At 62.6% G+C, this 24,461-nt stretch carries 24 protein-coding genes; 14 read left to right on the top strand and 10 right to left on the bottom strand.

Annotated features, from left to right (window positions below):
* The first annotated feature begins 33 nt into the window (after positions 1-33).
* Genes NKJ12_RS05770 through NKJ12_RS05755 form a run of 4 tightly spaced genes read left to right on the top strand, consistent with a single transcriptional unit; the run spans position 34 to position 4,236 of the window.
* Positions 34-1,554 (top strand): sugar ABC transporter ATP-binding protein, encoded by a 1,521-nt coding sequence (locus NKJ12_RS05770; RefSeq protein ID WP_352701557.1) that lies wholly within the window; start codon positions 34-36, stop codon positions 1,552-1,554.
* A complete protein-coding gene (locus NKJ12_RS05765; RefSeq protein WP_352688843.1) occupies positions 1,551-2,552 on the top strand; it encodes an ABC transporter permease in 1,002 nt (333 codons plus the stop codon). Before NKJ12_RS05770 ends, NKJ12_RS05765 begins: the two co-directional genes overlap by 4 nt.
* Before the next feature lie 2 nt (positions 2,553-2,554).
* Complete coding sequence (locus NKJ12_RS05760) at positions 2,555-3,361, top strand: FadR/GntR family transcriptional regulator (protein ID WP_352688840.1); 807 nt, start codon at positions 2,555-2,557, stop codon at positions 3,359-3,361.
* Complete coding sequence (locus NKJ12_RS05755; protein ID WP_352701556.1) at positions 3,361-4,236, top strand: aldose 1-epimerase; 876 nt, start codon at positions 3,361-3,363, stop codon at positions 4,234-4,236. The genes NKJ12_RS05760 and NKJ12_RS05755 overlap by 1 nt, the downstream gene beginning before the upstream one ends.
* Before the next feature lie 44 nt (positions 4,237-4,280).
* Here the strand turns inward: NKJ12_RS05755 and NKJ12_RS05750 are convergent, their stop codons facing one another.
* From NKJ12_RS05750 to NKJ12_RS05725, 6 genes are all read right to left on the bottom strand, one after another.
* A complete protein-coding gene (locus NKJ12_RS05750; protein ID WP_352701555.1) occupies positions 4,281-4,784 on the bottom strand; it encodes a sarcosine oxidase subunit gamma family protein in 504 nt (167 codons plus the stop codon).
* Complete coding sequence (locus NKJ12_RS05745) at positions 4,777-7,731, bottom strand: sarcosine oxidase subunit alpha family protein (RefSeq protein WP_352701553.1); 2,955 nt, start codon at positions 7,729-7,731, stop codon at positions 4,777-4,779. The genes NKJ12_RS05750 and NKJ12_RS05745 overlap by 8 nt, the downstream gene beginning before the upstream one ends.
* Positions 7,728-8,024, bottom strand: a complete 297-nt coding sequence (locus NKJ12_RS05740) for a sarcosine oxidase subunit delta (protein ID WP_502900920.1) — start codon at positions 8,022-8,024, stop codon at positions 7,728-7,730. The genes NKJ12_RS05745 and NKJ12_RS05740 overlap by 4 nt, the downstream gene beginning before the upstream one ends.
* Positions 8,025-8,037: 13 nt before the next feature.
* Positions 8,038-9,294, bottom strand: a complete 1,257-nt coding sequence (locus NKJ12_RS05735) for a sarcosine oxidase subunit beta family protein (RefSeq protein ID WP_352508679.1) — start codon at positions 9,292-9,294, stop codon at positions 8,038-8,040.
* 10 nt (positions 9,295-9,304) lie between these two features.
* Positions 9,305-10,453 carry a M24 family metallopeptidase gene (locus NKJ12_RS05730; protein ID WP_352508680.1) on the bottom strand — a complete coding sequence of 383 codons (1,149 nt, stop codon included), beginning with the start codon at positions 10,451-10,453 and terminating at the stop codon, positions 9,305-9,307.
* A gap of 75 nt (positions 10,454-10,528) precedes the next feature.
* Positions 10,529-11,725, bottom strand: a complete 1,197-nt coding sequence (locus NKJ12_RS05725) for a M24 family metallopeptidase (protein ID WP_502905699.1) — start codon at positions 11,723-11,725, stop codon at positions 10,529-10,531.
* Positions 11,726-11,960: 235 nt separating this feature from the next.
* Between NKJ12_RS05725 and ehuB the strand changes: the two genes are divergently transcribed.
* From ehuB to NKJ12_RS05700, 5 genes are read left to right on the top strand one after another with little or no spacing between them, the layout of a single operon-like run.
* On the top strand, positions 11,961-12,830 hold the full coding sequence (gene ehuB / locus NKJ12_RS05720) for an ectoine/hydroxyectoine ABC transporter substrate-binding protein EhuB (RefSeq protein WP_352476741.1): 870 nt from the start codon (positions 11,961-11,963) through the stop codon (positions 12,828-12,830).
* A 55-nt stretch (positions 12,831-12,885) separates the two neighbouring features.
* Positions 12,886-13,614, top strand: coding sequence for an ectoine/hydroxyectoine ABC transporter permease subunit EhuC (gene ehuC, locus NKJ12_RS05715; RefSeq protein ID WP_352476742.1), 729 nt, complete (start codon positions 12,886-12,888; stop codon positions 13,612-13,614).
* A complete protein-coding gene (gene ehuD / locus NKJ12_RS05710) occupies positions 13,611-14,270 on the top strand; it encodes an ectoine/hydroxyectoine ABC transporter permease subunit EhuD (RefSeq protein ID WP_254818530.1) in 660 nt (219 codons plus the stop codon). The genes ehuC and ehuD overlap by 4 nt, the downstream gene beginning before the upstream one ends.
* Entirely contained in the window at positions 14,267-15,046 is a 780-nt protein-coding gene (gene ehuA, locus NKJ12_RS05705; protein ID WP_302895675.1) for an ectoine/hydroxyectoine ABC transporter ATP-binding protein EhuA, read from the top strand. Before ehuD ends, ehuA begins: the two co-directional genes overlap by 4 nt.
* Complete coding sequence (locus NKJ12_RS05700; RefSeq protein WP_352701551.1) at positions 15,043-15,771, top strand: GntR family transcriptional regulator; 729 nt, start codon at positions 15,043-15,045, stop codon at positions 15,769-15,771. The genes ehuA and NKJ12_RS05700 overlap by 4 nt, the downstream gene beginning before the upstream one ends.
* A 107-nt stretch (positions 15,772-15,878) precedes the next feature.
* Here NKJ12_RS05700 and NKJ12_RS05695 read toward each other — a convergent pair whose 3' ends face one another.
* On the bottom strand, positions 15,879-16,649 hold the full coding sequence (locus NKJ12_RS05695; protein WP_352701550.1) for a helix-turn-helix domain-containing protein: 771 nt from the start codon (positions 16,647-16,649) through the stop codon (positions 15,879-15,881).
* Positions 16,650-16,921: 272 nt separating this feature from the next.
* Here NKJ12_RS05695 and NKJ12_RS05690 point away from each other — a divergent pair, with 272 nt between their 5' ends.
* The gene (locus tag NKJ12_RS05690; protein WP_352508685.1) at positions 16,922-17,284 is read left to right on the top strand and encodes a VOC family protein; all 363 of its coding nucleotides are present in this window, start codon (positions 16,922-16,924) and stop codon (positions 17,282-17,284) included.
* A 414-nt stretch (positions 17,285-17,698) separates the two neighbouring features.
* Here the strand turns inward: NKJ12_RS05690 and NKJ12_RS05685 are convergent, their stop codons facing one another.
* Positions 17,699-17,941 (bottom strand): DUF1127 domain-containing protein, encoded by a 243-nt coding sequence (locus tag NKJ12_RS05685; RefSeq protein ID WP_352476747.1) that lies wholly within the window; start codon positions 17,939-17,941, stop codon positions 17,699-17,701.
* 155 nt (positions 17,942-18,096) lie between these two features.
* Here NKJ12_RS05685 and NKJ12_RS05680 point away from each other — a divergent pair, with 155 nt between their 5' ends.
* Positions 18,097-19,605: a winged helix-turn-helix domain-containing tetratricopeptide repeat protein gene (locus tag NKJ12_RS05680; protein ID WP_352702067.1), complete on the top strand. Its 1,509-nt coding sequence runs from the start codon at positions 18,097-18,099 to the stop codon at positions 19,603-19,605.
* 31 nt (positions 19,606-19,636) lie between these two features.
* Here NKJ12_RS05680 and NKJ12_RS05675 read toward each other — a convergent pair whose 3' ends face one another.
* Positions 19,637-20,029, bottom strand: a complete 393-nt coding sequence (locus NKJ12_RS05675) for a GFA family protein (protein ID WP_352508686.1) — start codon at positions 20,027-20,029, stop codon at positions 19,637-19,639.
* Between the two features lie 165 nt (positions 20,030-20,194).
* Positions 20,195-21,043 (bottom strand): beta-keto acid cleavage family enzyme, encoded by an 849-nt coding sequence (locus NKJ12_RS05670; RefSeq protein ID WP_352508687.1) that lies wholly within the window; start codon positions 21,041-21,043, stop codon positions 20,195-20,197.
* Between the two features lie 96 nt (positions 21,044-21,139).
* On the opposite strand from NKJ12_RS05670, the gene NKJ12_RS05665 reads away from it, so the two are divergent.
* The 3 genes from NKJ12_RS05665 to NKJ12_RS05655 all read left to right on the top strand — a co-directional run bounded on the left by NKJ12_RS05665 (position 21,140) and on the right by NKJ12_RS05655 (position 24,421).
* Positions 21,140-22,045 carry a MurR/RpiR family transcriptional regulator gene (locus tag NKJ12_RS05665; protein ID WP_352508688.1) on the top strand — a complete coding sequence of 302 codons (906 nt, stop codon included), beginning with the start codon at positions 21,140-21,142 and terminating at the stop codon, positions 22,043-22,045.
* The gene (locus NKJ12_RS05660; RefSeq protein WP_352701549.1) at positions 22,042-23,373 is read left to right on the top strand and encodes an aspartate aminotransferase family protein; all 1,332 of its coding nucleotides are present in this window, start codon (positions 22,042-22,044) and stop codon (positions 23,371-23,373) included. Before NKJ12_RS05665 ends, NKJ12_RS05660 begins: the two co-directional genes overlap by 4 nt.
* A 94-nt stretch (positions 23,374-23,467) precedes the next feature.
* A complete protein-coding gene (locus NKJ12_RS05655) occupies positions 23,468-24,421 on the top strand; it encodes a TAXI family TRAP transporter solute-binding subunit (protein ID WP_352702064.1) in 954 nt (317 codons plus the stop codon).
* The last annotated feature ends 40 nt before the right edge of the window (positions 24,422-24,461 follow it).

Raw genomic sequence — 24,461 nt, 5'->3', positions numbered from 1 at the left:
CGACACGGGATCGATCCTCGGGAGTGAGCTTTGATGCAATCGGATTTCTTCTCGCTCGATAGGATATCGAAACGCTTCGGCGTCGTGCAGGCGCTTGACAACGTCTCGATTGCCTTTCGGCCGGGAGAGGTGCTCGCCCTGGTTGGCGAGAATGGGGCCGGCAAATCGACGATGATGCGAATTCTCGAGGGCGTGTTCGGGCCTGACAGCGGCACTGTGCGGCACGGTTCCACGCCGATCGTTTTCGGCGAACCGCGCGACAGCCATAGAGCGGGAATACGCGTCATCCATCAGGAGCCGGAGATCGTTCCGAACCTGACCGTGGCCGAGAACATTTTCGTTGGGGAACTGCCGCGGCTGGCGGGCGTCCTGCTCGACTGGCACAGGCTGGAGGAGCAGACCGATAAGGTGCTTGCGACCTTCGGCATGCAACAGGATATGCGGCCGCGGCAACTCTGCAGCACGCTCGGTCCGGCGCAGCGTCAGATGATCGAAATCATGCGCGCAATACGTGCCGGCGGCCAGTTGATCGCATTCGACGAGCCGACCTCGTCACTGACCGACGACGAAGCGCGCCGTCTGTTTTCAGTAATCCGCCGGCTGCGCGAAGAGGGCACTTCGATCGTCTACATCTCTCACCGGCTGAACGAGATCATCGACCTAGCAGACCGCATTGTCGTTTTACGGGACGGCCGGCTGGTCGACGAATCCCCCGCTGCCGGTGCCAGCGAGCAGACCATAGCCAAGCTCATGGTGGGCCGCGACATCGCCGATCTGTTTACGCGCGAGACGTGGCAATCGGGGCAACCGTTGCTGGAGGTGACGGGCCTGACCACCGACCACGTCACCGATGTGAGCCTCAAGGTCCGCCGCGGGGAGGTGCTCGGCATCGCCGGCCTTATGGGGGCGGGCCGATCCGAACTGGCGAAGGCGATCGTCGGCTATGATCGGCGCCTCGGCGGAACCATAACGATGAATGGCGTGCCCGTTGGCTCTAACAGCCCGCATGCAGCGATCGTGGCGGGCATCGGCTTCGCCCCGGAAGACCGCAAGCACGAAGCCCTGCTGCTGTTCCGCAGCATTCTTGACAACGCTTCGCTTTGCGTGCCCGACAGGACATCGACCTTCGGCTTCTTCAACCGGCGCAAGGCGCTGGAGATTGTCTCACCGCTCGCAGCAAAGATGTCGATCAAGGCGCCTAACCTCGACGAACAGGTTTCGAAACTGTCGGGCGGCAATCAACAGAAGGTCGTTCTCGCGCGCTGGCTTGCGCGGCAGCCGATGCTTCTCCTCCTCGACGAACCGACCCGCGGCATCGACATCGGCGCCAAGGCGGAAATCTATCGCCTGGTCGATGAACTCGCCGCCAGCGGCATCGGCATAATCCTGATTTCCTCGGAAATGCCGGAACTGATCGGGCTCGCCGACAGGGTGCTCGTCATGGCTGGAGGCCGGATCACCGCCGAACTTTCCCGCCCCGACATCGACGAGGCCACGATCCTGAAACACGCAATGCCGCAATCTGTGCCATCGCTCGGAGGACAAATTCAGTGAATAGCCTTGAACTCAGGACAGCAACAGCACAAACCGACAAAAGGCGCGCGTCCTTACGCATCGCGGAGCGCATCGGCATTCACAACATAAGCCTTCTGGTTGCTCTCGCCATCCTCGTGCTCATTTTCGGCATCCTGAGAGGCGACGTGTTCTTCTCCAGCCGAAACCTGCTGAACATCGGTCTAGGTATTACCATCCTGGGCGTTCTGGCGATGAGCCAGACCGTGGTTATTGTCGCCGGAGGGCTCGATATCGCTGTCGGCGCAATTGTCGGTCTGACCACAGTATCGACCGCAATGGCCATCCAGGCCACCGGATCACCCGCGGTGGGCATTGTTGCCGGCCTGGTCCTGGGCGGTCTTGCCGGTCTCGTGAACGGCATCATCATCACCTATGGGCGGGTCAACGCAGTCATCGCGACTCTCGGTACGATGGCGATCTTCCGCGGCATCGCATTCATCATGTCCGATGGACAATCGATCGCGATCTTCAGCGACACATTCCGCTTCATCGGGATCGGAAAAATCCTCGGCTTGCCTCTGCTGATCTGGATTCTTTTGCTGACCGCGATCGTGTTCCATCTCTTCCTTGCCCGCTCGATCGTTGGGCGTAACATCTATGCCCTGGGCGGCAATCCCGTTGTCGCGCGCTTCTCCGGCATCAACATCAACCGCTACCGCGTCGGCATCTACATCATGAGTGGAGTGACGGCCGGATTGGCCGGGATTCTGTTGGCTGCCCGTACCGGCTCGGGGCAGCCCGTATCCGGATCCCAAGGTCTGGAACTCGAGGCCATCACAGCGGCCGTGCTGGGTGGCTGCGCCTTGCAGGGCGGGAAGGGTACGATCATCGGCGCGCTGCTGGGCGTCGCCATCATTGGCGTCCTCAACAACGGGATGATACTGACGTCCGTGCCAACCTTCTATCAGTTGCTTGCCAAGGGCTCGCTGCTGATACTTGCTGTGGTAATTGCCGAGTACCACTTGAACAGGACATGACGATGGACGCGGCGATCGCTTCGACTGGCCAGGGCAAGCAGGACATTCCTGCCGCGGATGGCACCACGTCATCGCTCAAGGATCGCATCGCACGCGATCTAGGACAGCGCATCCTCGCCGGTTCCTACGCGCAGCATTCCGTGCTGCCAACGGAAGCCGAACTTTGCGTCATCTACGGGGCGAGCCGCACTGCACTTCGCGATGCTCTTCTGACGCTTTCGGCGAAAGGACTGATCGAGGCACGCAAGCGGGCCGGGACGCGTGTGCGCGCGTCGAGCGAATGGAACAGGCTGGATGCACAGGTTCTGGAATGGATGCGCGATATCGAGCCCGACCTCGATTTCGTCCGCGGATTGATCGAGGCGCGACTGGTCATTGAACCCGCTGCCGCCCAACTTGCGGCCAAGATGGCGACGTCAGGCGATCTCGCAGTCATCGAAGCGGCCTATGAAGCCATGCGCATTGCTCCGCAGGACGATCTCGCTGCGTGTCTCGATGCCGACGTCAGGTTTCATACCGCCATTCTTCGTGCCAGCCGCAACCCGGTGTTCGCCAATCTCGGCAATATGCTCGCGGCCGCTCTCAGCTTCTCCTTCCGCTTGACCACATCGGCCACCGCCAATTACCAGCAGACGCTCAGCGCGCATGGCGACGTGCTGGAGGCAATTAGGATGCGCAGGGCCGACGACGCTCACGATCAGATGAAGGCGCTCATCGGGATCGCGTCGAACGACCTTCTTGCAGTGGCTCGCAAAGGCCGCCGTCAACAGCCGATCGCCGCTGCCAAGGCCGACACCGTCCGAAACTGATGGTCCGGACGATCAAGATCAGAAGCGGAGACCTGTCCGCTGAAATTGTCCCATCGCTTGGGGCAGGCCTTGCGAGACTGGACTATGGGCGCGTGCCGTTCTTCCGGCCATGGCCGGATGGCGGGAGCAGCAACCCGTTCGACCTTGCCTGCAACCTGCTTTTGCCGTGGTCGAATCGCATCTCGGGCGGCGGGTTCACATTCGACTCCAAATTCCACGAACTGCCTGCCAATGTTGCAGGCGAGCCATTTCCCATCCACGGCAACGGATTTTCCAGCGAGTGGGACGTCGACAGCGCAGCGCAGGACAACGCGAAGCTGTCCCTCATCAGCAACGGGCCCGGCCCATACCGATATCGCGCCGAGGTGAGCTACGCGCTGGCCGGACAGGGGCTCGAGTTGAAGCTTCGCATCGTCAATCAGGCATCGATCAGATTGCCGTTCGGGCTTGGCATCCATCCGTGGTTCCCGAGAACGGCACGAACCGCGCTTCATGCGCTGGCCTCGCAGGTTTGTCTCGAACTGCCCAGCCATCTCCCCGAACGATTTGTGGATGTCAAAACCCATGCCGATTGGGATTTCGGCGCCCCAGTCGTATTGCCGAGTGGATGGATAAACAATCTGTTTGCCGGTTGGAGCGGCGTCGCCACCATATCGTGGCCGGAGCACAGTTGCAGCCTGCGGATTGAAGCTTCATCGCCCTTGAATTTCTACCTGGTCTATTCGCTATCGGACGAGAGCGACTTCTTCTGTTTTGAACCGGTCAGTCATGCTGTCGATGCCCACAATCGTGGTTCGATCGACAAATGGAATGGACTGTCGGTGCTTGCGCCTGGCGAGGGCCTGGTAGCCCGTTGCAGCTTTGCCGTCACTTAGGCGGACCTCAGCTGCGCCCTCGAATTGGCGGATCTCGGCCAGGGCTAGCCGTCGGCGATCCAATCCGAGAGGCTGCGGGCAAAACTTCGCGGCACGATAAGTTCACACGCGGTCTCCCCGGTGCGCAGGAAGAGCACGGACACGTGATGGAAGGATGTCAGCACGGCGCGGCCCGGAGCGGCGGCCGGCGCGTGCCAGTCGACGGCAATGCAGCCGGACAGAAGACTTGCGATATCAGGGCCAGCCATTTTCAAACGAACACGACCTTCCCCGAGGGGAACGGAACAGCCGAGATCGGGGTCGACGACGAGGGCAGGCGGTTGCGTGCCTTCGTCGAGAGCCAGCCAGAGGCGGCGAGGTGCAACGCGGATAATTAGAAGCCCCTTGTGGCGAACCGTCTCTCCGACCGAAGCGGGAAGTCTCTTGCCCAGCGGCGCCGAGACGCTCTTTTCGAATTGCGTCAATGTCGCGTCCCAGCCCTCGATCTGGATAAGCGGACAATCTGCCACGGACAGGCTGAAATCCCGAGAAGAGGTCAAGCTAGTCATGCAGCCGTTCTCCTTGTGGATCGACGAATACCGGCGAGACAACGCGGGCGCGAACCGTTTCGGCCTTCATCGGATAAACCGCTACGACCTCGCTTCCTTCTGCCGCGACATCACCGGCAAGCAGGGCCAGCCCGACATAATGGCCGCGTTCGGGGCTGAAAGTGACGGAGGTGACGCGACCGCGCCCATGGCCATGGGGTTTCTCATCCGGCAGGAACAGGATGGCGCCGCCGCGCAGGCGTTTTCCATCCTCAATGCATTCCAGTCCGACCAGGCGCTGTCGGTTGGGGGCCTGGAGGGCAGGGCGCCGTCGCAGGACGTCGCCGACGAAGCCGCTGCGCTTGCCGGCCATGCGGCCGAGGCCGAGATCGTCGAGCGTCGTGCGCCCGTCGATCTCAGGTCCGGCGACATGGCCCTTTTCGACCCGCAGCGCGCCAAGCGCCTCCACGCCGTAGGGCTTCAGCTCGAGCAGTCTGCCGGCTTCGAGCAGACAGCTCCAGAGCTGTTCACCGGCAGTGGCGCCGACATAGATTTCGTAAGCGCGCTCGCCGGAATAACTGAGACGCAAGATGCGGAGCCCACGGCCCTCCCACTCGCTTTCGAGTAGTCCCATGTGCGGAAGTGCCTCATCGGAAACGTCAAGGGCAGGAAAAGCGGCACCGAGGATTGCGCGGCTGTTAGGCCCGGCAACCGACATTGCCGCCCATTCATCGCTGACCGAGGTGACGGCCACACGCAAATCCGGCCAGGCCGTGTCGAGCAGGAATTCGAGACGCGACAGCACATCCGCGGCCTTGGCGGTCGAGGTCGTCATGAAGAACCGGTTTTCCGCCAGCCGCGTCGTGGTGCCGTCGTCGAAGACGATACCGTCGTCGCGCAGCATGATGCCGTAGCGGGCGCGGCCTACCGCCAGTTTGGCAAAGCCGTTGGCGTAGATGCGATCGAGGAAGATTGCCGCATCCGGGCCCCGGACATCGATCTTGCCGAGCGTGGAGATGTCCATCAGCCCCGCGGCCTGGCGCACATTCCGCATTTCGGCGACATACGCGTCGTTCACGTCACGTCCCGACTGCCGGTAGAAATAGGGCCGCATCCAGAGCCCGACCTCGAGCATCTCGGCGCCGTTCGCCATGTGCCAGTTATGCATCGGCGTGCGGCGGATCGGCTTGAAATGATGGCCGATGGCGCGCCCGGCAAGCGCGCCGATGGCAACCGGCGTATAGGGCGGGCGGAAGGTCGTGGTGCCGGTCTCAGGAATCGTTGCGTTGCGCAGCGCTGCCATCGCGGCAAGTGCGGGAAAATTGCTGGTCTTGCCTTGGTCGGTGCCCATACCGAGCGTAGTGTAGCGCTTCAGGTGCTCGACCGATTCATAGCCCTCGCGATGGGCGAGCTCGATATCCCCGGTTGTCACGTCCATCTGGAAATCGACGAAGGCCTTTGCACGTCCAGCGGGCAGGGCTTCGCGAAGGACGCTCGAGCCGGTCTCACCGAGATCGAGTTTCGATGGAGCGGACACTGGTGCCGACTTGCCGCAGGAGGCTGCCGCTTCGATGCCGGCGCGATGGCCGTCCTCGATGGCAGCGACTGTCGCATAGGCTCCTATCATTGCACCGGCGCCGAACTGGCTGGCTGAAAAGATGCCCGGCACGAAGCCGTCAATGTCGTCGCGATACACAGGTTTGACACCGAGGTGTGAGGTGAGATGCACGGTTGGCGACCAGCCGCCGGAGATGCAGACCAAGTCGCAGGCGGCCGAGGATTGTCCCTCCGGACCATTGAGCGTTACGCGCCTGACGGCATGGCCGCCATGCAGGTCGACGATGCGCGTTGCGGCCCGCACCACCACGCCGAGCCGTGCGGCTTCTGCGGCAAGTGCTGCGGGCGGGACGGGGCGCAGATCGGCAATCGTCACCTCCGCGCCGGCTGCGGCATAGTCGAAGGCGGTGCGCCAGGCACCGTCATTGGTGGTAGCGACGACGATTTTCTTGCCCGGCAGGACGGCGAAACGGTTGAGATAGGTCCGGGCGGCCGAGGCAAGCATGACGCCGGGCCGGTCGTTGTTCGAGAACACCATCGGCCGCTCGATGGCGCCGGTGGCGAAAACGATCGAGCGGATGCGCAACATAGTGACCGTTTGCCGTGTCTCGCCATTCGGCTGCGGATTGGTTGGATCGCGCTGTTCGACCAGTCCAAGGACATTGCCGTCATAGCTGCCGAAAGCGGTCGTCCGCTTCATAAGCGTGATGGTTTCGAAGCCCTCCAACTCGGCCTCGGCCTGCCTCAGCCATGCGGCCGCTGCGCTGTCGGACGGTTCCGCCAGAAGCTGGCCGCCAAGCAGGAAATCCTGCTCGATCAGCGCGACCCGCGCGCCGGCCGCGGCGGCCGCCCGCGCCGCCGACAATCCCGCCGGGCCGCCGCCGACGATGGCGACATCGGCGAAGGCATGACGAACCTCGTAGTGGTCGGGATCCACGCCGGTGCCGGCTCTGCCCAGACCGGCAGCCTTGCGGATAAAGTGCTCGTAGAACATCCAGGCGCGGCGCGTCGGGCCCATGAAGGTCTTGTAGTAGAAGCCGGCGGACAGAAACGGTGCCAACAGCCCGTTGACGCTTTGCATGTCGAAGGCAAGCGATGGCCAGCGGTTCTGACTCTCCACGACCATACCGTCGGCGAGTTCCAGTGTGGTCGCCGGCAGGTTCGGCTCGCGCCTCCCGGCGGTCCCGAGCGTAACCAGCGCATTCGGCTCTTCGGGTCCGGCGGAAAAAATGCCGCGCGGGCGATGATATTTGAAGCTGCGCCCGACCAGCGTGACGCCATTGGCGAGCAGCGCGGAGGCAAGTGTGTCGCCGCGATATCCAGCCAGCTTGCGGCCGTCGAAGGTAAACTCGACCGGCTGCTCGCGAATGATGCGGGCACCCACCGACAGCCGTTTGCGGTTTGAACTCATGCCGGTGACTTCCTGAGAGTTGATTTCCTGGCCCGCAATTTTCTAGCGAAGTCGACGGCTGCGATGGCATGGTTGCGGGTGTCGCGTTCGACCACCAGCCATTGGCGGCAACCGGTCACGTGCTGCCAGAATTCACGGTGCGGGCCGGCCGGGTTTGTCCTGATATAGACGTAGCGGTACCAGGCCTCCGGATCGGGATCGTCATGGGCCGGACGCTTGACCGAGGCATCGCCGCCATAGCGGAACTCGTCATGATCGCGCGGGCCGCAGCAGGGGCATTCGATGCGCAGCATTTTGTCCTGCCTCCTATTGCAGCCAGGCGGAAGGGCCGGCGCCGGCCTCATCGAGCGTGTGGCCGGTGCGGAAACGATCGAGCCCGTAGGCCGCGATCAAGGGATGCGGCTTGCCGGTGGCAATCGTGTGGGCGAAGCACCAGCCGGAAGCCGGCGTCGCCTTGAAGCCGCCATAGCACCAGCCGCCGTTGAGATAGAGACCCTCGATCGGCGTCGGGCAGATGATCGGGCTGGCATCGGGGGTCATGTCCATGAGGCCGCCCCAATGGCGAAGCAGACGGACGCGCGAAATGCACGGCATCAATGCGATCGCGGCCTCCGCCACTTCGCGCACGACGCCGAGATTGCCGCGCTGGGCATAGGAATTATAGCCGTCGAGATTGCCGCCGAAGACCAACCCCCCCTTGTCCGACTGGCTGACGTAGAAATGGTCGGCGCCATAGGCGACGACGTGATCTACCAGCGGCTTCAGCGGCTCGGTTACGAAAGCTTGCAGCACATGGCTTTCGATCGGCAATTCAAGCCCAGTCTTGGCGCCGAGCACGGACGTGTGGCCAGCAACCGCGAGGCCGACCTTGCCGGCGCCGATCCGGCCTTTCGTCGTTTCGACGCCGACGATCCTGTCGCCGTCACGGACAAAGCCTGTCACATCGCAGTTCTGGATGATGTCGACGCCATGGCTGTCGGCGGCACGCGCATAGCCCCAGGCGACGGCGTCGTGGCGTGCCGTGCCCGCGCGGCCCTGAAAGATGGCGCCATGGATCGGGAAGCGGGCGGTGTCGGAAAAATCGAGATAGGGCACCAGCCGGCGCACGTCTTCGCGGCCGACGATGTCGGCGTCGATGCCGTTCAGCCGCATGACGTTGGCGCGGTGGCTGAAACCGTCGAGCTGATCGGCCGAATGCGCCGTGACGAGTTGACCGCGCTGGGAGAACATCACGTTGAAATTCAGCGCCTGAGACATGTCCTCCCAAAGCTTCATCGAGAATTCGTAGAACTGGGTGTTGCCGTCGAGCAGGTAGTTGGAGCGGATGACGGTGGTGTTGCGGCCGACATTGCCGCCGCCGACATAACCCTTTTCGAGCACCGCGACGTCACGGATGCCGTGGTTCTCGGCGAGGTAGAAGGCGGTGGCGAGGCCGTGTCCGCCGCCGCCAATAACGATCACGTCATAGGACGATTTTGGCTCCGCGGCCCGCCAGGCTCGCTGCCAGTTCTTCTGGCCTGACAGCGCGTTGCGGAAAACCGAAAATGCCGAGTAGCGCGCCATGTGTGCAGGCCTATCGAATGATCGGGCCGGCCGGCGTGCGGGTAAGCACTTCGGCGCCCGCATCGGTCAACAGCACCGTGTTGGAGACGAAGTCATTGCCGCGACCAGTGCCCATCAGCCACGACAGGATGTGGAAGCTCATCCCGGTTTGGATCTCGAGGTCGGAATCGTGTCGCAAGCCGGTCACCGAATTGCCGCCGGTCCATGACGGCGGCTGGCCGGCGCCGACCAGGTAACCGCAGTGATGGCGGCGATAGTGGGAAAGACCGGCCTCGTCGGCGACGGCCTGCCAGGCGGCGTAGACATCGCGCGCCTTGGCGCCCGGCCGTAGCGCCTCGACGACCGCGTTGAACGCCTTGGCGGTCACCTCCGCCATTGTGGCGTCTTCATCGCTGATGTGGCCTATGCGAACGAGCCGGCCGAGCGGGGCGTGGTAGCGCGAGATGCACCCGGACAGTTCGACAAAGACGGGCTCGCCCTTGCGGTAGATCCCGTCGCCCCAGGTTGTGTGCTCTTCACCCAGGCGCGCGGCCGGGCGGATGAACGGTCCGAAGCCCGGCGCATGACCGCCGGCGCGGATCATTGCCGCAACACATTGGGCGGCGACCTCCTGTTCGGAAGCGCCATCGGAGATCGCCGCGATCGCGGCACCGGCGGCGGCGTCCGTCACTTGTGCCGCCCGCCGCATCAGCGCCTGTTCTTCGGCGCTTTTCACCCGCCGCATTTTGTCGATCAGACCGGAGACATCGCTCCACTTTGCATCGGCTTGCATCTGGAGTGCCACGGCAAGTCCATGGCTAAGGCCGGCTGTCCAGTATTCGAGGCCGATCCGCTTGCCGGATAGGCCGAGCTCTGCCAGCACCCGCGCGGCAAGGTCGGCCGCCGTTTCGCTGTCGGAATGGCCACGGAATTCCGCTGCCTTCACCTGCTTCTCGATTGTCACCTTCTCCATCGAGCGGGTGACCAGAACAGGTTTTTCCCGGAGCGGGACAATCAGCAGGTGAGGGGCAAAATACCCCCAGTGATCAAGCCCGGTGAGATAGAAGACGTTCTCCGGCGAGGCAAACACCGCCGCGTCGAGCTCGCGCTCAACCAGTGCAGTACGGACCTTTGCCAGCCGGCCTGCGATTTCGGCTTCGGAAAAAGGATTGCGGTCCATCGGGCGTCCTCGTGCTTGTTGCCGGCTTGCTGGCGGGCATGGTCTTTTTCGGCAGGCGGTTTCCCGGCCCCCATGTCAGTCGATGACGATGAGTTCGCGCGCCACATCGCAGAGGCGTTCGCCGCCGCGTTCCGTGACGACGAACGATTCCGAGATGGCGATGCCGAAATCGTCGAGCCAGACGCCGGCCATGAAATGGAAGCACATCCCAGGCTGCATCTCGGCAGTATCGCCCGGACGAAGGCTTGCGGTGCGTTCACCCCAATCGGGCGGATATGCGAGCCCGACCGGATAGCCGACGCGGCTGTCTTTCTTCAGCCCGTTCCGTCGCAGGACTGCCTGCCAGGCGGCTTCCACCTGTTCGGCGGTGTTGCCGGGGCGCGCGTTCTCGAGGCCAGCGTCGACGCCCTCGACGATCGCCTTGGCCATGTCGAGCATGGCTTGCGGCGGCTTGCCGAAATGTACCGTCCGGGTCAGCGCCGCATGGTAGCGGCGGCGCACGCCGGCGATCTCCAGAATGGCGAGGCCGCTGTCCGGCAGCGGCGCGTCGGACCACGTCAGGTGCGGCGTGCTAGTGCCCTCGCCAACGGGCATCAGCGGACAGATCGCGGCATAGTCGCCGCCTGATCCGGGCACGCCCATGATCTGCGCGTGATAGATTTCCGCAATGGCGTGGTTCTGAGGCACACCGGGCCGCATTTTCTCGATGGCACGGTTCATGGCATGCGTGCAGATCGCACCCGCCTCGCGGATCAGCACCAGCTCGGCTTCGGATTTGATCAGCCGCGCCCAGTTGACGAGATCGTGGTTGTTGGCGAAGTGCGCGTCGGGCAGTCCCTCGACAAGGTGGGCGTGGCAGCGCGCAGTGTAATAATGCGCGTCCATCTCGACGCCGATACTGGCCTTTTCCCAGCCGCGCGACCGGATCAGTCGGGCGAGTTCGTCATAGGGGTGTTCGACGGGCTGCTGCACCAGCCGCTCCGAGAACGGCACGATGTTTGTCTCCGGCAGGCCGGTTGTCAGGCGCGCGCTCTTGGCATCCTGCGCCCTGCCGAACCAGATCGGCCGATCCTCCTCCAGATGGACGAGGACGCACTGCGGAACATAGAACGACCATCCATCATAGCCGGTCAGCCAGCACATGTTGGCTGGATCCTGACAGACGATGAGATCGAAGCCGGCTTTTTGCATGCGTGTCTTCACGCCGGCGAGACGCTGCCCATACTCCGCTTGCGTGAATGTCCCGAACCCGTTCGCGGTCGCCACCGAAATCCTGCCTTCCAGGTACGCCGCTTGCCCTTTGATCAACATGGGCAAATAGGCCAAATTGTGCACAACTCGACGTCAATTTGTTGGCTAACTACGAATTACCGCCGAATTTTCATGGTTTCTATATCTCAGCTTGCGAAATGTCTAGGGCAGTTGTATACGTCTTATCAAGCAGGCGTCGACCTCGAAGAAGGCCGCGCCCTGGGAACCATCCACAGTTGTCCAATGGGAGAAAAGCATGCTCAATTCATCAATATCGCGCCGCATGGTCGTGAAAGCGGCTGCCTGCATCGCGCTCGCCGCGACGTCATTGACGTCGCTATCCGCTCACGCGGAAACCACCCTCGAACGGGCCAAGAAGGACGGCTACATCCGCGTCGGTTTCGCCAACGAGGCGCCGTTCGGTTACGCCACGCCTGACGGCAAGCTGACCGGCGAGGCGCCGGAAGTCGCCAAGGCGGTGCTCGCCAAGATGGGCATACCGCAGGTCGACGGTGTTTTGACCGAATTCGGCTCGCTCATTCCAGGTCTCAAGGCCGGCCGCTTCGACATCATCGCCGCCGGCATGTTCATCACTCCGAAGCGCTGCGCCGAGATCAACTACTCCGAGCCGTCCTACGGCATCGGCGAGGCTATGCTGGTGGCAAAAGGCAATCCGAAAGGCATCAAGGATTTTTCCAGCATCAAGGATAATCCGGATCTCAAGCTTGCCGTGATGGCCGGCGCCGTCGAAGGCGGCTTCGCCAAGGAAGCGGGCGTTGCCAGTGGGCAGATTGTCTCCTTGCCCGACCAGTCCAGCCTGGTCGCGGCCGTCCAGTCGGGCCGCGCCGACGCTGCTGCGCTGACCGCTCTTTCGATCGCCGATATGGCCAAGAAAGCCGACGGCGTCGAATCGACCAAGCCCTTCGGCGAGGTTGCCGGCAAATCGGTGAAAGGTCATGGCGGCTTCGGCTTCCGCAAGGAAGACACCGACCTGCAGCAGGCGTTCAACGCCGAGCTGAAGAAGTTCATCGGTTCGCCGGAGCATATTGCGCTGGTCGAGCCGCTCGGCTTCGGCAAGGACTACCTCCCCAACAAGACCACCGCGGAGCTTTGCGCGGGCAAGTAGGTTCCCAACTGCTGGCGGCGCGAAAGCGCCGCCCTTTTTTCTCCGGGGGAATCGCATGGGTATCCGTACGCTCGTTGCCATGCTGGTCATCGCGCTCGTCGTGATCGGCGCCTTGGCAACACAGGAAAGCTATCGAGTGTTCATGCCGGGGCTGCTGCAAGGCGCGGTCCTGACAATCGAGATCGCCGTCCTCGGCAGCCTGCTCGCAATCGTCATGGGCGTGCTTGCAGCACTTGCACGGATGTATGGCCCGACGCCGCTCAGATGGCTGGCCACGGTCTATGTCGAGATCTTCCGCGGAACGTCGGCATTGGTACAATTGTTCTGGCTGTTTTTCGTGCTGCCGCAATTCGGCGTCACGATCAACGCTTTCGTGGTGGCAGTCCTGGCACTCGGCCTGAACGTCGGTGCCTACGGGTCGGAGGTCGTGCGTGGTGCGATCCTTTCGGTCGCTCGCGGCCAGTGGGAGGCATGTACGGCATTGAACATGAGCCGGCCACAGATGTTGCGCCGGATCATCCTGCCGCAGGCCTTTGTGGCGATGATCCCGCCCTGGGGCAACCTGTTCATCGAGCTTCTGAAATCGACAGCGCTTGTGTCGCTGATCACGCTTTCCGACCTCGCCTTCAAGGCGCAGCAAATGAACCAGAATACGTTCAAGACCATTCCGATCTTCACACTTGTCCTTTTGATGTACCTGGCAATGTCGCTGGTTCTGACCATCGGCATGCGGCTTCTCGAAAGGCGGGCATCGATCGGACTGGCGCGAGGGAAGGCAGCATGATTTGGGACTGGGCATTTGCTTTTGAAATCCTGCCGGTGCTCGCCCGCGCGGCCATCGTCTCCATCGAGGCGACGCTGATCGGCTTTGCACTTGCCGCCTCGCTTGGCCTGGTGCTGGCCGTCGTCCGTATCGCCGTGCCGTGGACCGGCTGGACAATTTCGGTGCTGGTCGAACTGATCCGTTCGACCCCGCTGCTTATCCAGATATTCTTTCTCTATTTCGTCTTTCCGAAATTCGGTGTCGTGCTCGACGCCTTCACCGCCGGGGTGCTGGCCATCGGCATCCACTATGCCGCCTATTGCTCCGAGGTCTATCGCGCCGGTTTCGACAACATCCCTCGCGGCCAGTGGGAAGCCTCGATCGCACTTAATCTTTCGGCCTGGACAACGTTCCGCGACATCATCATTCCGCAGGCGATTCCGCCGATCGTTCCGGCGCTCGGCAACTATCTGGTTGCCTTGTTCAAGGAGACGCCATTGCTGTCCGCAATCGCCGTGCTGGAGCTGATGCAGACGGCCAAGATCATTGGCTCCGAAACCTTCCGCTACACCGAGCCGATGACGCTGGTCGGTCTGTTCTTCCTTGCCATGAGCCTGGTTTCTGCTGCGCTCATTCGCTCCCTCGAAGGCCTGCTCAACCGGAGGACCATGCGATGACGGAACAACCGATGGTTCGCTTCGACAATGTATCGAAACGCTACGGCACGTTAACCGTTCTCGACGGGCTTAATCTGGAAATAGCACGCGGCGAAAAGGTCTCCATCATCGGCCCGTCCGGCTCCGGCAAGACGACGGTGCTGCGCATGCTGATGACGCTGGAGACGATCAATGACGGTGTCATCTGGGTTGAAGGCGAGCCGCTGACCCATATGGAGAGGAACGGCAAACTTGTTCCCGCCGATCTCGCCCACATCCGCAAGATCCGCGCCAAGATCGGCATGGTGTTCCAGTCGTTCAACCTGTTCCCGCACATGACGGCGATGCAGAACTGCATCGAGGCACCGATAACCGTGCTAGGCATGAAGCGGGCCGATGCGGAGGCGCGTGCCGCCGAACTGCTCGACATGGTCGGCTTATCGGATAAGAAGGACCACTATCCCTCGCAGCTCTCGGGTGGTCAGCAGCAGCGTGTCGCCATCGCACGCGCTTGCGCCATGCGGCCCAAGATCATGCTGTTCGACGAGGTGACCTCGGCCCTGGACCCCGAACTCGTTGGCGAAGTGCTTGAAGTCATCCGAAAACTTGGTAGGGAGCATGACCTCACCATGCTGATGGTCACCCACCAGATGGGATTTGCCAAGGAATTCTCCGATCGCGTCTGCTTTTTCCACGCGGGCAAGATCTGCGAGCAAGGGCCGCCAGGCGAGTTGTTCGGCACCCCCAAGAACGAGCGGACACGGCAGTTCCTGCACGCTGTCCTGGAGGCTGGATGACGCTTGAGACAGATGCCACGCCCACAGCCGTGACCGCCGCGCCGCCACGTCCGCTCTCGGCCCGGGAGCGATTTGAACGCATTTACCGGATACTGCGCGACCGCATCTGCCTGCTCGATTATGCGCCGGGAAGCCATCTGTCCGAGGAAGAACTTGCCCAGGAATTCCAGATCAGCCGCACGCCGGTCCGGCGTGTCCTGGCGCGTCTCGAATCCGAGGGTCTGGTTCAATCCGTCCACGGCGTCGGCACGATCGTCACCGATGTCGATATCGAGGAATTGCAGCAGGTCTATCATTTGCGCCTGGAGCTGGCGCTCCTCGTCGGCAAGCTTTCGCCGATCCCGCGCACGGCGGACGATCTCGACCGGATACGGGCGCTCATCGCGCGTTGCGATGCCGATATACTCAATCCCGACCAGCGCGCTTTCCTGCGCCTCAACATGGATTTTTTCTACGAGCTCACGGCGATGACCGGCAACCAGCCGCTGCGCGAGATCAGCGAGCGCCTGTATTTTCAGGTCGCGCGCGTCGTCCTGAAGATGATGCCGCAATTGGGCCTTGTCGAGGAGTTCACCGCGTTCCGCCGCGAAATGGAAGAGGTCCTTGCCGCCGCCGAGATCGGTGACTGGGAGTCCATAGGGCACATAAGGCGGGCGCATATCTCAATGAGCTTTCGCCGCATGATGCGTCATGCAGGCGAGGCCAATCTGGATGGAGCAACATAGTCAGCCCCTCGGGGTTGTGCTGGCCGCCAAGGTCGGCGACAGCGATAGTCAAAACCGAATGTGCGGTTTCATAGCAGTCTCCTCTGGTCGAAGAACGCGCCGAGAATTCACTGGCAGTGCAGCAGATGATGAATCTGTCGCGGGGTGTTTCCCGTCAGGCGGCGGCTCTCGCGGACAAGATGCGCCTGGTCGGAATAGCCCGCTTCGGCCGCCAGCATGGCGGTGGAGCTGCTGGAGCGGCTCGAAAGCCGCAGAAAGCGCTGGTAGCGGAGGATACGGTCAAGCGTCTTGGGGCCATAGCCGAAGCTCGTGTCGAAGCGCCGGCGCAACGTCCTTTCGCTCATCTCGAGCGCGCGCATCAACCAAGGGACGAGCGGCGCGTCGGGTGGCGGCCCGCGCTCGATCAAACGATATGCCGCCTGCATGGGAACGTCGGTCGCGGGCGCGGGCACCTCCTCGGCGACGACCTGTTGGAGAGAGCAGGCCAGATCCTCGAGACTGTCGCCGGGGCGCACGCGGCTGGCGAGGCGGCGGGCTCGCGCCCCCCACAAATCGTCGAGCGACAGCCTCTTGCCGACCAGCTCGATTTGCGGCACGCCGAGCCATGCCGCCGCCGCGGCAGGATGGAAGCGCAAGCCGATCACGACCTCGTCCGCCGCTAGAACCTCGGTCTGCGGTTCCTTGTCAGGGCCGGCAATTCGGAAGCTGCCTCCGATCCATTGCAAATCGATCGTCGTGTCGGGCATGATGACGATTGGCGGTGAGCCCGCCGGGTCCATTCGATGCACCCACACCGAAGCAAAGCTCCCGCGAAGCCGCGCCGACGCTGGACGTTGCTGAAATGAACCCGTTGCCTGCGCTGGGACGGGATCGCTCATCTCGCTCCCCTTCGGATTAGCGGCGGTGAACCTACGGCGCAGCGGCTGCGCCCGGCCGTCGCTCGAGACAACGTCTTCCAATCGAGAACGGTTGCAAGAATCGGTTGTTTTCTTCCGGCCGGAACGAAGAGGGCAGGTGGAGGGCGATGCCACGTGCATCGCCATCGGCAGCGCCGTGTGCGGCTCATACGGCAATGGCCGTTCTGTTCAATAAGGCAAGCGAGATGCGTGCTTATCTTTCGGCGTCGTACATCACATGAGAGGTATGCGTCATGAGCAACAAAAACGACCAACGGATCGACTACGTCGAATTCAACGTGAAAGACATTCAGCGGTCACGCGACTTCTACGGAAAGGCGTTCGGCTGGACCTTCACCGACTACGGCCCGCAATATTGCGAGTTCAACGACGGGCGCTTGTCAGGTGGCTTTGCTGCTGGCCCAGCGAGGTCCGGAGGAGGCCCGCTCGTCATTCTCTATGCCGATGACCTGCCGGGAACGGTCAAGCGTGTCGAGGAAGCGGGAGGCAAGATCGTCAGGCCGATTTATGGGTTCCCCGATGGCCGGCGCTTTCATTTCGCGGACCCGGACGGTTACGAGCTAGCGGTTTACACCGAAGATGGCAGCAATGAATGATCGCGTTCCTCCCACCTCGGGTTGGTTTTGCTCGGCGGCGTCTTGATTTGGGAGGGCGCCGAGCATGTCCTCAGATTCCGGGCGATTGCAGCGTCCCTGGCCGGGCGGGGCTTCCTGCTCCCAAGCCTCTTCTCGCGGCCGGATCGTTTGCCTCGCAACGGCCTTGGTGGACCCTTTCCCGCCGCGGCCTTGGCCGTATTCACCATTACGGCGTCGTTCATGGCGCTCAACTTCTGGCCTACAGCGGCGATGAACGCGAAGCGCTTCGTACCGGCTTCACCAATGTTGCCGTCTTGGGCGGGTTGATTGTCGCCGCGACCACTAGCCTGTGATCATCATTTCGGGGCGGCGGCTTCGTCTTCATCTGCAATCAGCCGCTGGTCGTTGGTGATCCGGTGTTGTTGCAGCATCCGCCTATCGCTGCCAGAAGGGCAGCTTGGCGATCTCTTCCTCGGCCTGTCGCCTCGTCAGACCGATATCGTCGATCAGATGGGGATTGGTCTGCGCCAATCGCTTGAGATCCCAGCGAAAGCGTGTCGGCTCGCGCCAGGCCGCGATAATGCTTCGCAGCGTCGCCAGGCTGTAGCGCCGAGGCGATGCTTCCGCCGGCCGCGTTGCCTCAAGCGGGGCCGAGGCAAAGGTGGGAATATCGTTCATGGCAACCTCCATATGGTTTGAGGGGGCCCATACGATTTTGGGAGTGTGGGGCCCTCGACCTGAAAGAGGCTGAATTCTGCAGGATACGAACCGCGCCGTAATTAAGCTCTCCCAAATAGTTCTCAAAACTTGCAAACGGGCTATAGATGCGCCGTATGCAGGGATCGCGCTTTGCCTTTGGTCCGTTCGTGCTTGATCCGGGTGCGGGAACGCTTATTCGGAACGATGTCCCCGTTGCCGTTAGCTACCGCGGGCTAAAGCTGCTTGCGGCGCTCGTCGGACGGTCCGGCGAAATCCTTGAAAAGGCTGAGTTGATGGACGCGGCGTGGCCGGGTACAGCCGTCGAGGAAGGCAACCTAACCGTCCAGATCGCGCTGCTGCGGAAGCTGCTTGGCCCGGCCGCCGACGGCGGTGAATGGATCGCCACGGTTCCGCGCGTCGGCTACCGCTTCACGGGAGCCGTCGAACAGCTCGGCGTCGCGAAGCGAAAACCTTTGCCGCTGCCCGACAAACCATCGATAGCCGTGCTGCCCTTCGTCAATGTCAGCAACGATCCCGAGCAGGAATCCTTCGCGGATGGGTTGACCGAAGACCTGATCACCGACTTATCCAGGATCTCCGGCCTGTTCGTCATCGCACGCAACTCGGCCTTTGCCTACAAAGGAAAGGCGATGGACGTGCGCGGGATCGCTGAGGACCTTGGCGTGCGCTACCTGCTGGAGGGTAGCGCAAGGCGCGCCGCAGGGCACGTGCGCATCAACGCACAACTGGTCGACGCGGTGAGTGGCGATCATGTATGGGCGGAACGCTTCGATCGCAGCCTGGAAGATATTTTTGCCGTTCAGGACGAGGTTACCGGCAAGATCGTCGAGGCGTTACTCGGCCGGCTGCGTGCACCGCCGCCGCGCAATCGGCCCCAAAATCTCGAGGCCTACGATCTCTGCGTGCGAGCGCGCAAGCTGATGGATGATTCGCCGCAGACGGCGCAGGAAGCGCATCTGATGCTCACCCGCGCGGTTTCGCTCGATCCGGAATATGCCGAGGCCTATCGCTGGCTTGCCATGAACCACTGGATGGGATGGGTGCATTCCGGCGGACCAACCGAAACATCCCGTAGCGCTGCTTTGGAACTCGCGCGCAAAGCCGTGGCGATCGACCCCAACGATGCCGGCTGCCGCTGGGTTTTGGCTTACCTGCTTGCCTACGAGCGCAGCTTCGCCGAGGCGGATGCGGAATTCGCCAAGGCGATCGAGCTTGACCCGAACGAGGCCGATGCCTGGGCGGCATTGTCCGACATCGCGGTCCTGGCCGGACGGGTCGAGGAGGGTCTTGAGCACATTCGCAAGGCGTTCCGGCTGAATCCGTTTCCGGCAAGTTGGTATTATCTCGCGCTCGGCCAAGCGCAATATGCAGCCGGCGAATACGAATCCGCTATCAAGACACTGCGCAGGGACGAGACCTATCGTACAAGCTCTCGCCGTTTCCTGGCGGCAAGCCTTGCCCAACTCGGCCGGCTCGACGAGGCGCGCGCAGAGGTCGAACTGTTTCTCGTCGGCAACCCGCATTTCATAACCCGCCACTGGGCGGCGACGGAGCCATTCCGCGACGCTGCGACGCTTGAGCATTTCGTTGACGGCTTCCGTAAGGCCGGCCTTCCGGAGTGACGCGCCGGCGCCGTCGCACGGTTCGTGCGACCTATTCCTCAAAGCGACCCGTGGCGTCACGATCGCGCTCGTATCGTCTCGTGAGCGGAAACGGCGGCAACCAGGACTCGCGACGGATGATCCAGCTTTCGTAAGTTGGCATCAGTTGGTCAGGCGCGTCCAGGGATCCGAGGTTCACTTCGACTTCGTCGGCGGTGCGGGCGAAAACGGTCGAGCCGCAGCGGGGACAGAAAAACCGCCCGGCATAGTCGCGTGTTTCGCCGTCGATCGTCACCGCATCTTCGGGAAATATCGCGGAAGCGTGAAAAAGGGCTCCATGATGCTTGCGGCAGTCGAGACAGTGACAAAGGCCGACCCGGTATGGGCGTCCCGAAGCGACAATTCGGACGTTCCCGCACAGGCACCCGCCGGTGAATCGGTCCATGCTGCGTCTCCTCCAAAATCAAGCGGCCGGAATGGTTACAACGACCGGCACTGTTGTTGCAATCGCCGCCGCGGGCGGGGACATGTCGTTCTTCCGTGGCGATGACATTGCAGCCGCCTCTCTATGCCTTATGCGAGCTTGCCGCCGAAAACAGGCTTTGGTTTGTCATATGGAACGAAACGGCGCGTTCCATTGAGCCGCCAACTCGGCGGCCGAGGCGAGCCGGACTCCGCAGTCGGCGAGTATGCGTGCGACCGTCGCTACCGCCTCGGCGTTGGACGAGGCTATGCTGCCGTTCGGAAGGAAAAGGTTGTTTTCGAAGCCGACCCGGACATGGCCCCCAAGCAATGCGGCGGCGGTCGCGCACGCCGCTTCGTTGCGGCCGAAGGCGCAGACGCCCCAATGGTCGAAGCGCGGCATGTTCGCCGCGAGGAATGGCAAGAGATCGGCAGGAACGGACGTCTGTCCCGGCGTGTAGCGGCCCAGCACGTAGAGAACCGGTATGCTTGCCCAGGGGATCAGTCCGCGCTGCTGCATGTCCGAAAGCCTGACGGCCTCCTCGGGCGAATAGAGGATGATCTGTGGCGCAACCCCCTCGGTGTGCAGCCAGGCCATGAAGCGCACGAAGGCGAGTTCCGATCCGGCATCAGGAACGATTTCGCGAAGCGCCAGGGAGACAGCTTGCGGCTTCACATCTTGTACGACGGCCATCTGTTGGGCCGGCGAATAGATACCGAGTGCTTCGGAGGTGATCTGGATTACCAAGCGGTCGCCGGCAGCACCGCGGATGGCGGCGATCGCCTGGCGGTAGGCGTCGGCGTCGAGCAGATGATTGCCGCTTCGGTCGCGGACATGAACGTGGATCATAGCCGCACCGGCATCGGCGCATTCCGCGGCCGTCCTCGCAAGTTCGGCTGGTGTCAGCGGAATCGCCGGATGGTCGGCCTTGCTGCGGCGTCCCCCGTTCGGGGCGACGGCTATGGCGATGCGGTCGACACCATGGGCCGGCTTCATGGGAACGTTCTGTAAGCGACAAGATTCATATGAATCAATCTTTGATCACACTGAAACAGACGTTGCAATCGCTGGTCTGGCGAGCTAGCAATATCCATGGACCAGGAAGAGCTTGCTGGACAGATCGTCACTGCCTTCGACGGCATGTCGGCGCAGCTTCGGTCCGCTGCGCGCTATGTCCTTGATAAGCCGTATGATGTCGCGCTGTTGTCCATGCGCGAGCAGGCCCGGCACGCAGGAGTGCAGCCGGCGACGATGACGCGGCTGGCCCAGCATCTCGGCCTTGATGGCTACGAGGCGGTACGCGATATCTACGCCGCCGCGATCCGGGACGGCGAAATCGGTTTCGCCGGCAAGGCGGGCCTTCAGGTCGCCAGCCAAAAGCTCAAGGGCGACCACGCGCTGGCGGCCGATATTCTGGATTCGATTTCCAGCCAGCTTGCCCATCTCGCCGAACGCAGGTCGATCGACCGTCTGGTCGAGACGGCCAGGGCGCTGAGTGCGGCAAGGCGCGTCTATTGCCTCGGCCTGCGCTCGAGCCACGCAGTGGCCTGGCATCTGCATTACATCCTGTCGCTGATCGGCGAGAAATCGGTGCTGCTGCACGGCATCGGCGGAACCGATGGCGACGCTCTGGCCCATGCGACCAGGGACGACGTGCTGATCGCCGCCAGCGTCCTGCCCTACACGCGCTTCACCATCGAGCTTGTCGAGTACGCTGCCGGCCGCGGCGTACCGGTCATTGCGATCACCGACAGCGGGGTAGCGCCCTTGGCGCTGCTTGCCGATCACCTGGTCGTCGTGCCGACCGGCAGCCCGTCCTTTTTCCACACCATGACGCCAGCTTTCATCGTTGCTGAGGTCCTGGGTGCTCTTGTCGCAGGGCAGGCAGGCGAGGGCGCTGTTGAGTCGCTGCGACGTTTCGATGAGCAGGGCGCCGCCCTCAAGACCCATCTGAACCAGCGTCCGCCGAAGAAAATGCCCATGAGGGACCGTCGATGACACACATTCTTCATCGAACCATCCACTCGACGCTGCCGGTCGCCGCTCGCGGCCAAGGCATCGAACTGTTCGATGCCGAGGGCAAGTCCTATATCGACGCGTCGGGCGGCGCTGCCGTGTCCTGTCTCGGCCACGGTCATCCCGACGTGATCGCCGCGCTGCACGCCCAGCTTGACCGCATCGCCTACGCACACACCAGCTTCTTCACCACCGAGGTGGCGGAGCGCTTGGCGGATCGGCTGGTCGAGGACGCGCCGAAAGGGTTGGACCACGTCTATCTGGTCAGCGGCGGCTCGGAGGCGGTCGAGGCCGCGCTCAAGATGGCCAGGCAATATTTCGTCGAGAAAGGGGAGCCGCAACGGCGCCATCTCATCGCACGCCGGCAGAGCTATCACGGCAATACGCTCGGCGCTCTCGCCACCGGCGGCAACGAATGGCGGCGCGCCCAGTTCAGGCCGTTGCTGATCGAGACCCACCATATCGACCCCTGTTACGCCTATCGCTATCAAAAGCATGGCGAAAGCGACGAAGCCTATGCGGCGCGCGCCGCCCAGCAGCTCGAAGACAAGATCCTTGAACTCGGCCCCGACGAGGTCATCGCCTTTGTCGCCGAGCCGGTGGTGGGTGCGACGCTCGGCGCCGTGCCGTCGGTCGCCGATTATTTCAAGCACATTCGCGCGATCTGCGACCGCTACGGCGTGCTGCTCATTCTCGACGAAGTGATGTGCGGCATGGGCCGTACCGGCACGCTGCATGCGTGCGAGCAGGACGGCATCGCTCCCGACCTGCTGACCATCGCCAAGGGGCTCGGCGGAGGCTACCAGCCGATCGGCGCGGTGCTGCTTGGCCGGCATATCTTCGAAGCCTTTGCTCAGGGCTCGGGCTTTTTCCAGCATGGACATACCTATATGGGGCATCCAATGGCGGCGGCGGCCGGCCTCGCCGTGCAGGAGGTCATCCGGCGCGACCGCCTGCTCGACAACGTCAGTGCAATGGGCGCGCAGCTCGACGAGCGCCTGCACCAGCGCTTTGATAATCACCATCACGTCGGCGACATTCGCGGACGAGGTCTGTTCAGGGGAATCGAGCTGGTGGTCGATCGCGCCAGCAAGGAACCGTTCGACCAGAGATTTGAACTCAACGCTCGCATCAAGCGCGAAGCAATGGCCCGCGGCCTGATGATTTATCCGATGGCCGGGACGATTGACGGTGTGCGGGGCGTTCATGTGCTTGTGGCGCCGCCTTTCATCATTTCCAGACAGGATATCGATCGGATCGTCGAACGGCTCGGTGAGGCGATCGACGCTGCGATCGCTTCAGTGGCCTGACCCGCACGACGCGGACCGCCTCAAACCAGTTCCAACGCGTCATCGGCGATGGGCCGGGACACCCACCAGAGAGGTAGCAACCATGTACAGTTCGATGAAAACCCTGATCGGCGCGGCGGCTTGCATGCTGCTGGCGCTGCCGTCCGTCAGAGCCGAGCAGCGCTTCGTCACGGTCGGCACCGGCGGGGTCACCGGCGTCTACTATGCCGTCGGCGGCGCCATTTGCCGGCTGATGAACAAGGACCGGCAGAAAACCGGCATCCGATGCTCGACCGAGTCGACCGGCGGTTCGGTTTTCAACGTCAACTCCATCCAGACCGGCGACCTCGATTTCGGCTTGACCCAATCGGACGTCCAGTACCAGGCCTATGAGGGGACCGGAAATTTCGAAGGCAAGCCGTTCAAGGATCTGCGGGCCGTCTTCTCCGTCCATCCCGAGCCGTTTACCGTACTGGCGCGGCCCGATGCCGGCGTCACCAAATTCGAGGACTTCAAAGGCAAACGCTTCAACGTCGGCAACCCCGGGTCAGGCACCCGCTCGTCGATGGAGGAGTTGCTGAAGCAGATGGGCTGGACGCTCGGCGATTTCTCGCTTGCCGCGGAACTGAAGGCGGACGAGCAGGGCAGCGCGCTGTGCGACAACAAGATCGACGGTTTCTTCTACGGCGTTGGTCATCCTTCCGCCGCGATCCAGGATCCGACCACGGCCTGCGGCGCCATGCTCATCCCGCTGACCGGTCCGGCAGTGGACGCGCTGTTGGCAGCTCATCCGTACTATTCAGTCGCCACCATCAAGGGTGGCATGTACGCCAACAACCCGGACGACGTGAAGACATTCGGCGTCCGCGCCACCGTGGTGACGAATGCCAGCACGCCCGATGAGGTGGTCTACGAGCTGGTGAAGTCGGTCTTCGAAAATTTCGACGACTTCAAGAAACTGCATCCGGCTTTCGCCAATCTCGATCCCAAGGAGATGATCAAGACCGGTCTGTCGGCGCCAATGCATCCGGGCGCGGAGCGCTATTACAAGGAGAAGGGCTGGCTCTGAGGCCTTCAATGCGAGGCGCCAAGGGCGCCTCGCATCGCAA

Origin of the sequence: Mesorhizobium sp. M0195 (assembly GCF_040322115.1) — a bacterium.
Taxonomy (GTDB): Bacteria; Pseudomonadota; Alphaproteobacteria; order Rhizobiales; family Rhizobiaceae; genus Mesorhizobium.
The sequence above is the reverse complement of the archived record's forward strand: the minus strand, read 5'-3'. Positions and strand labels throughout refer to the sequence as shown.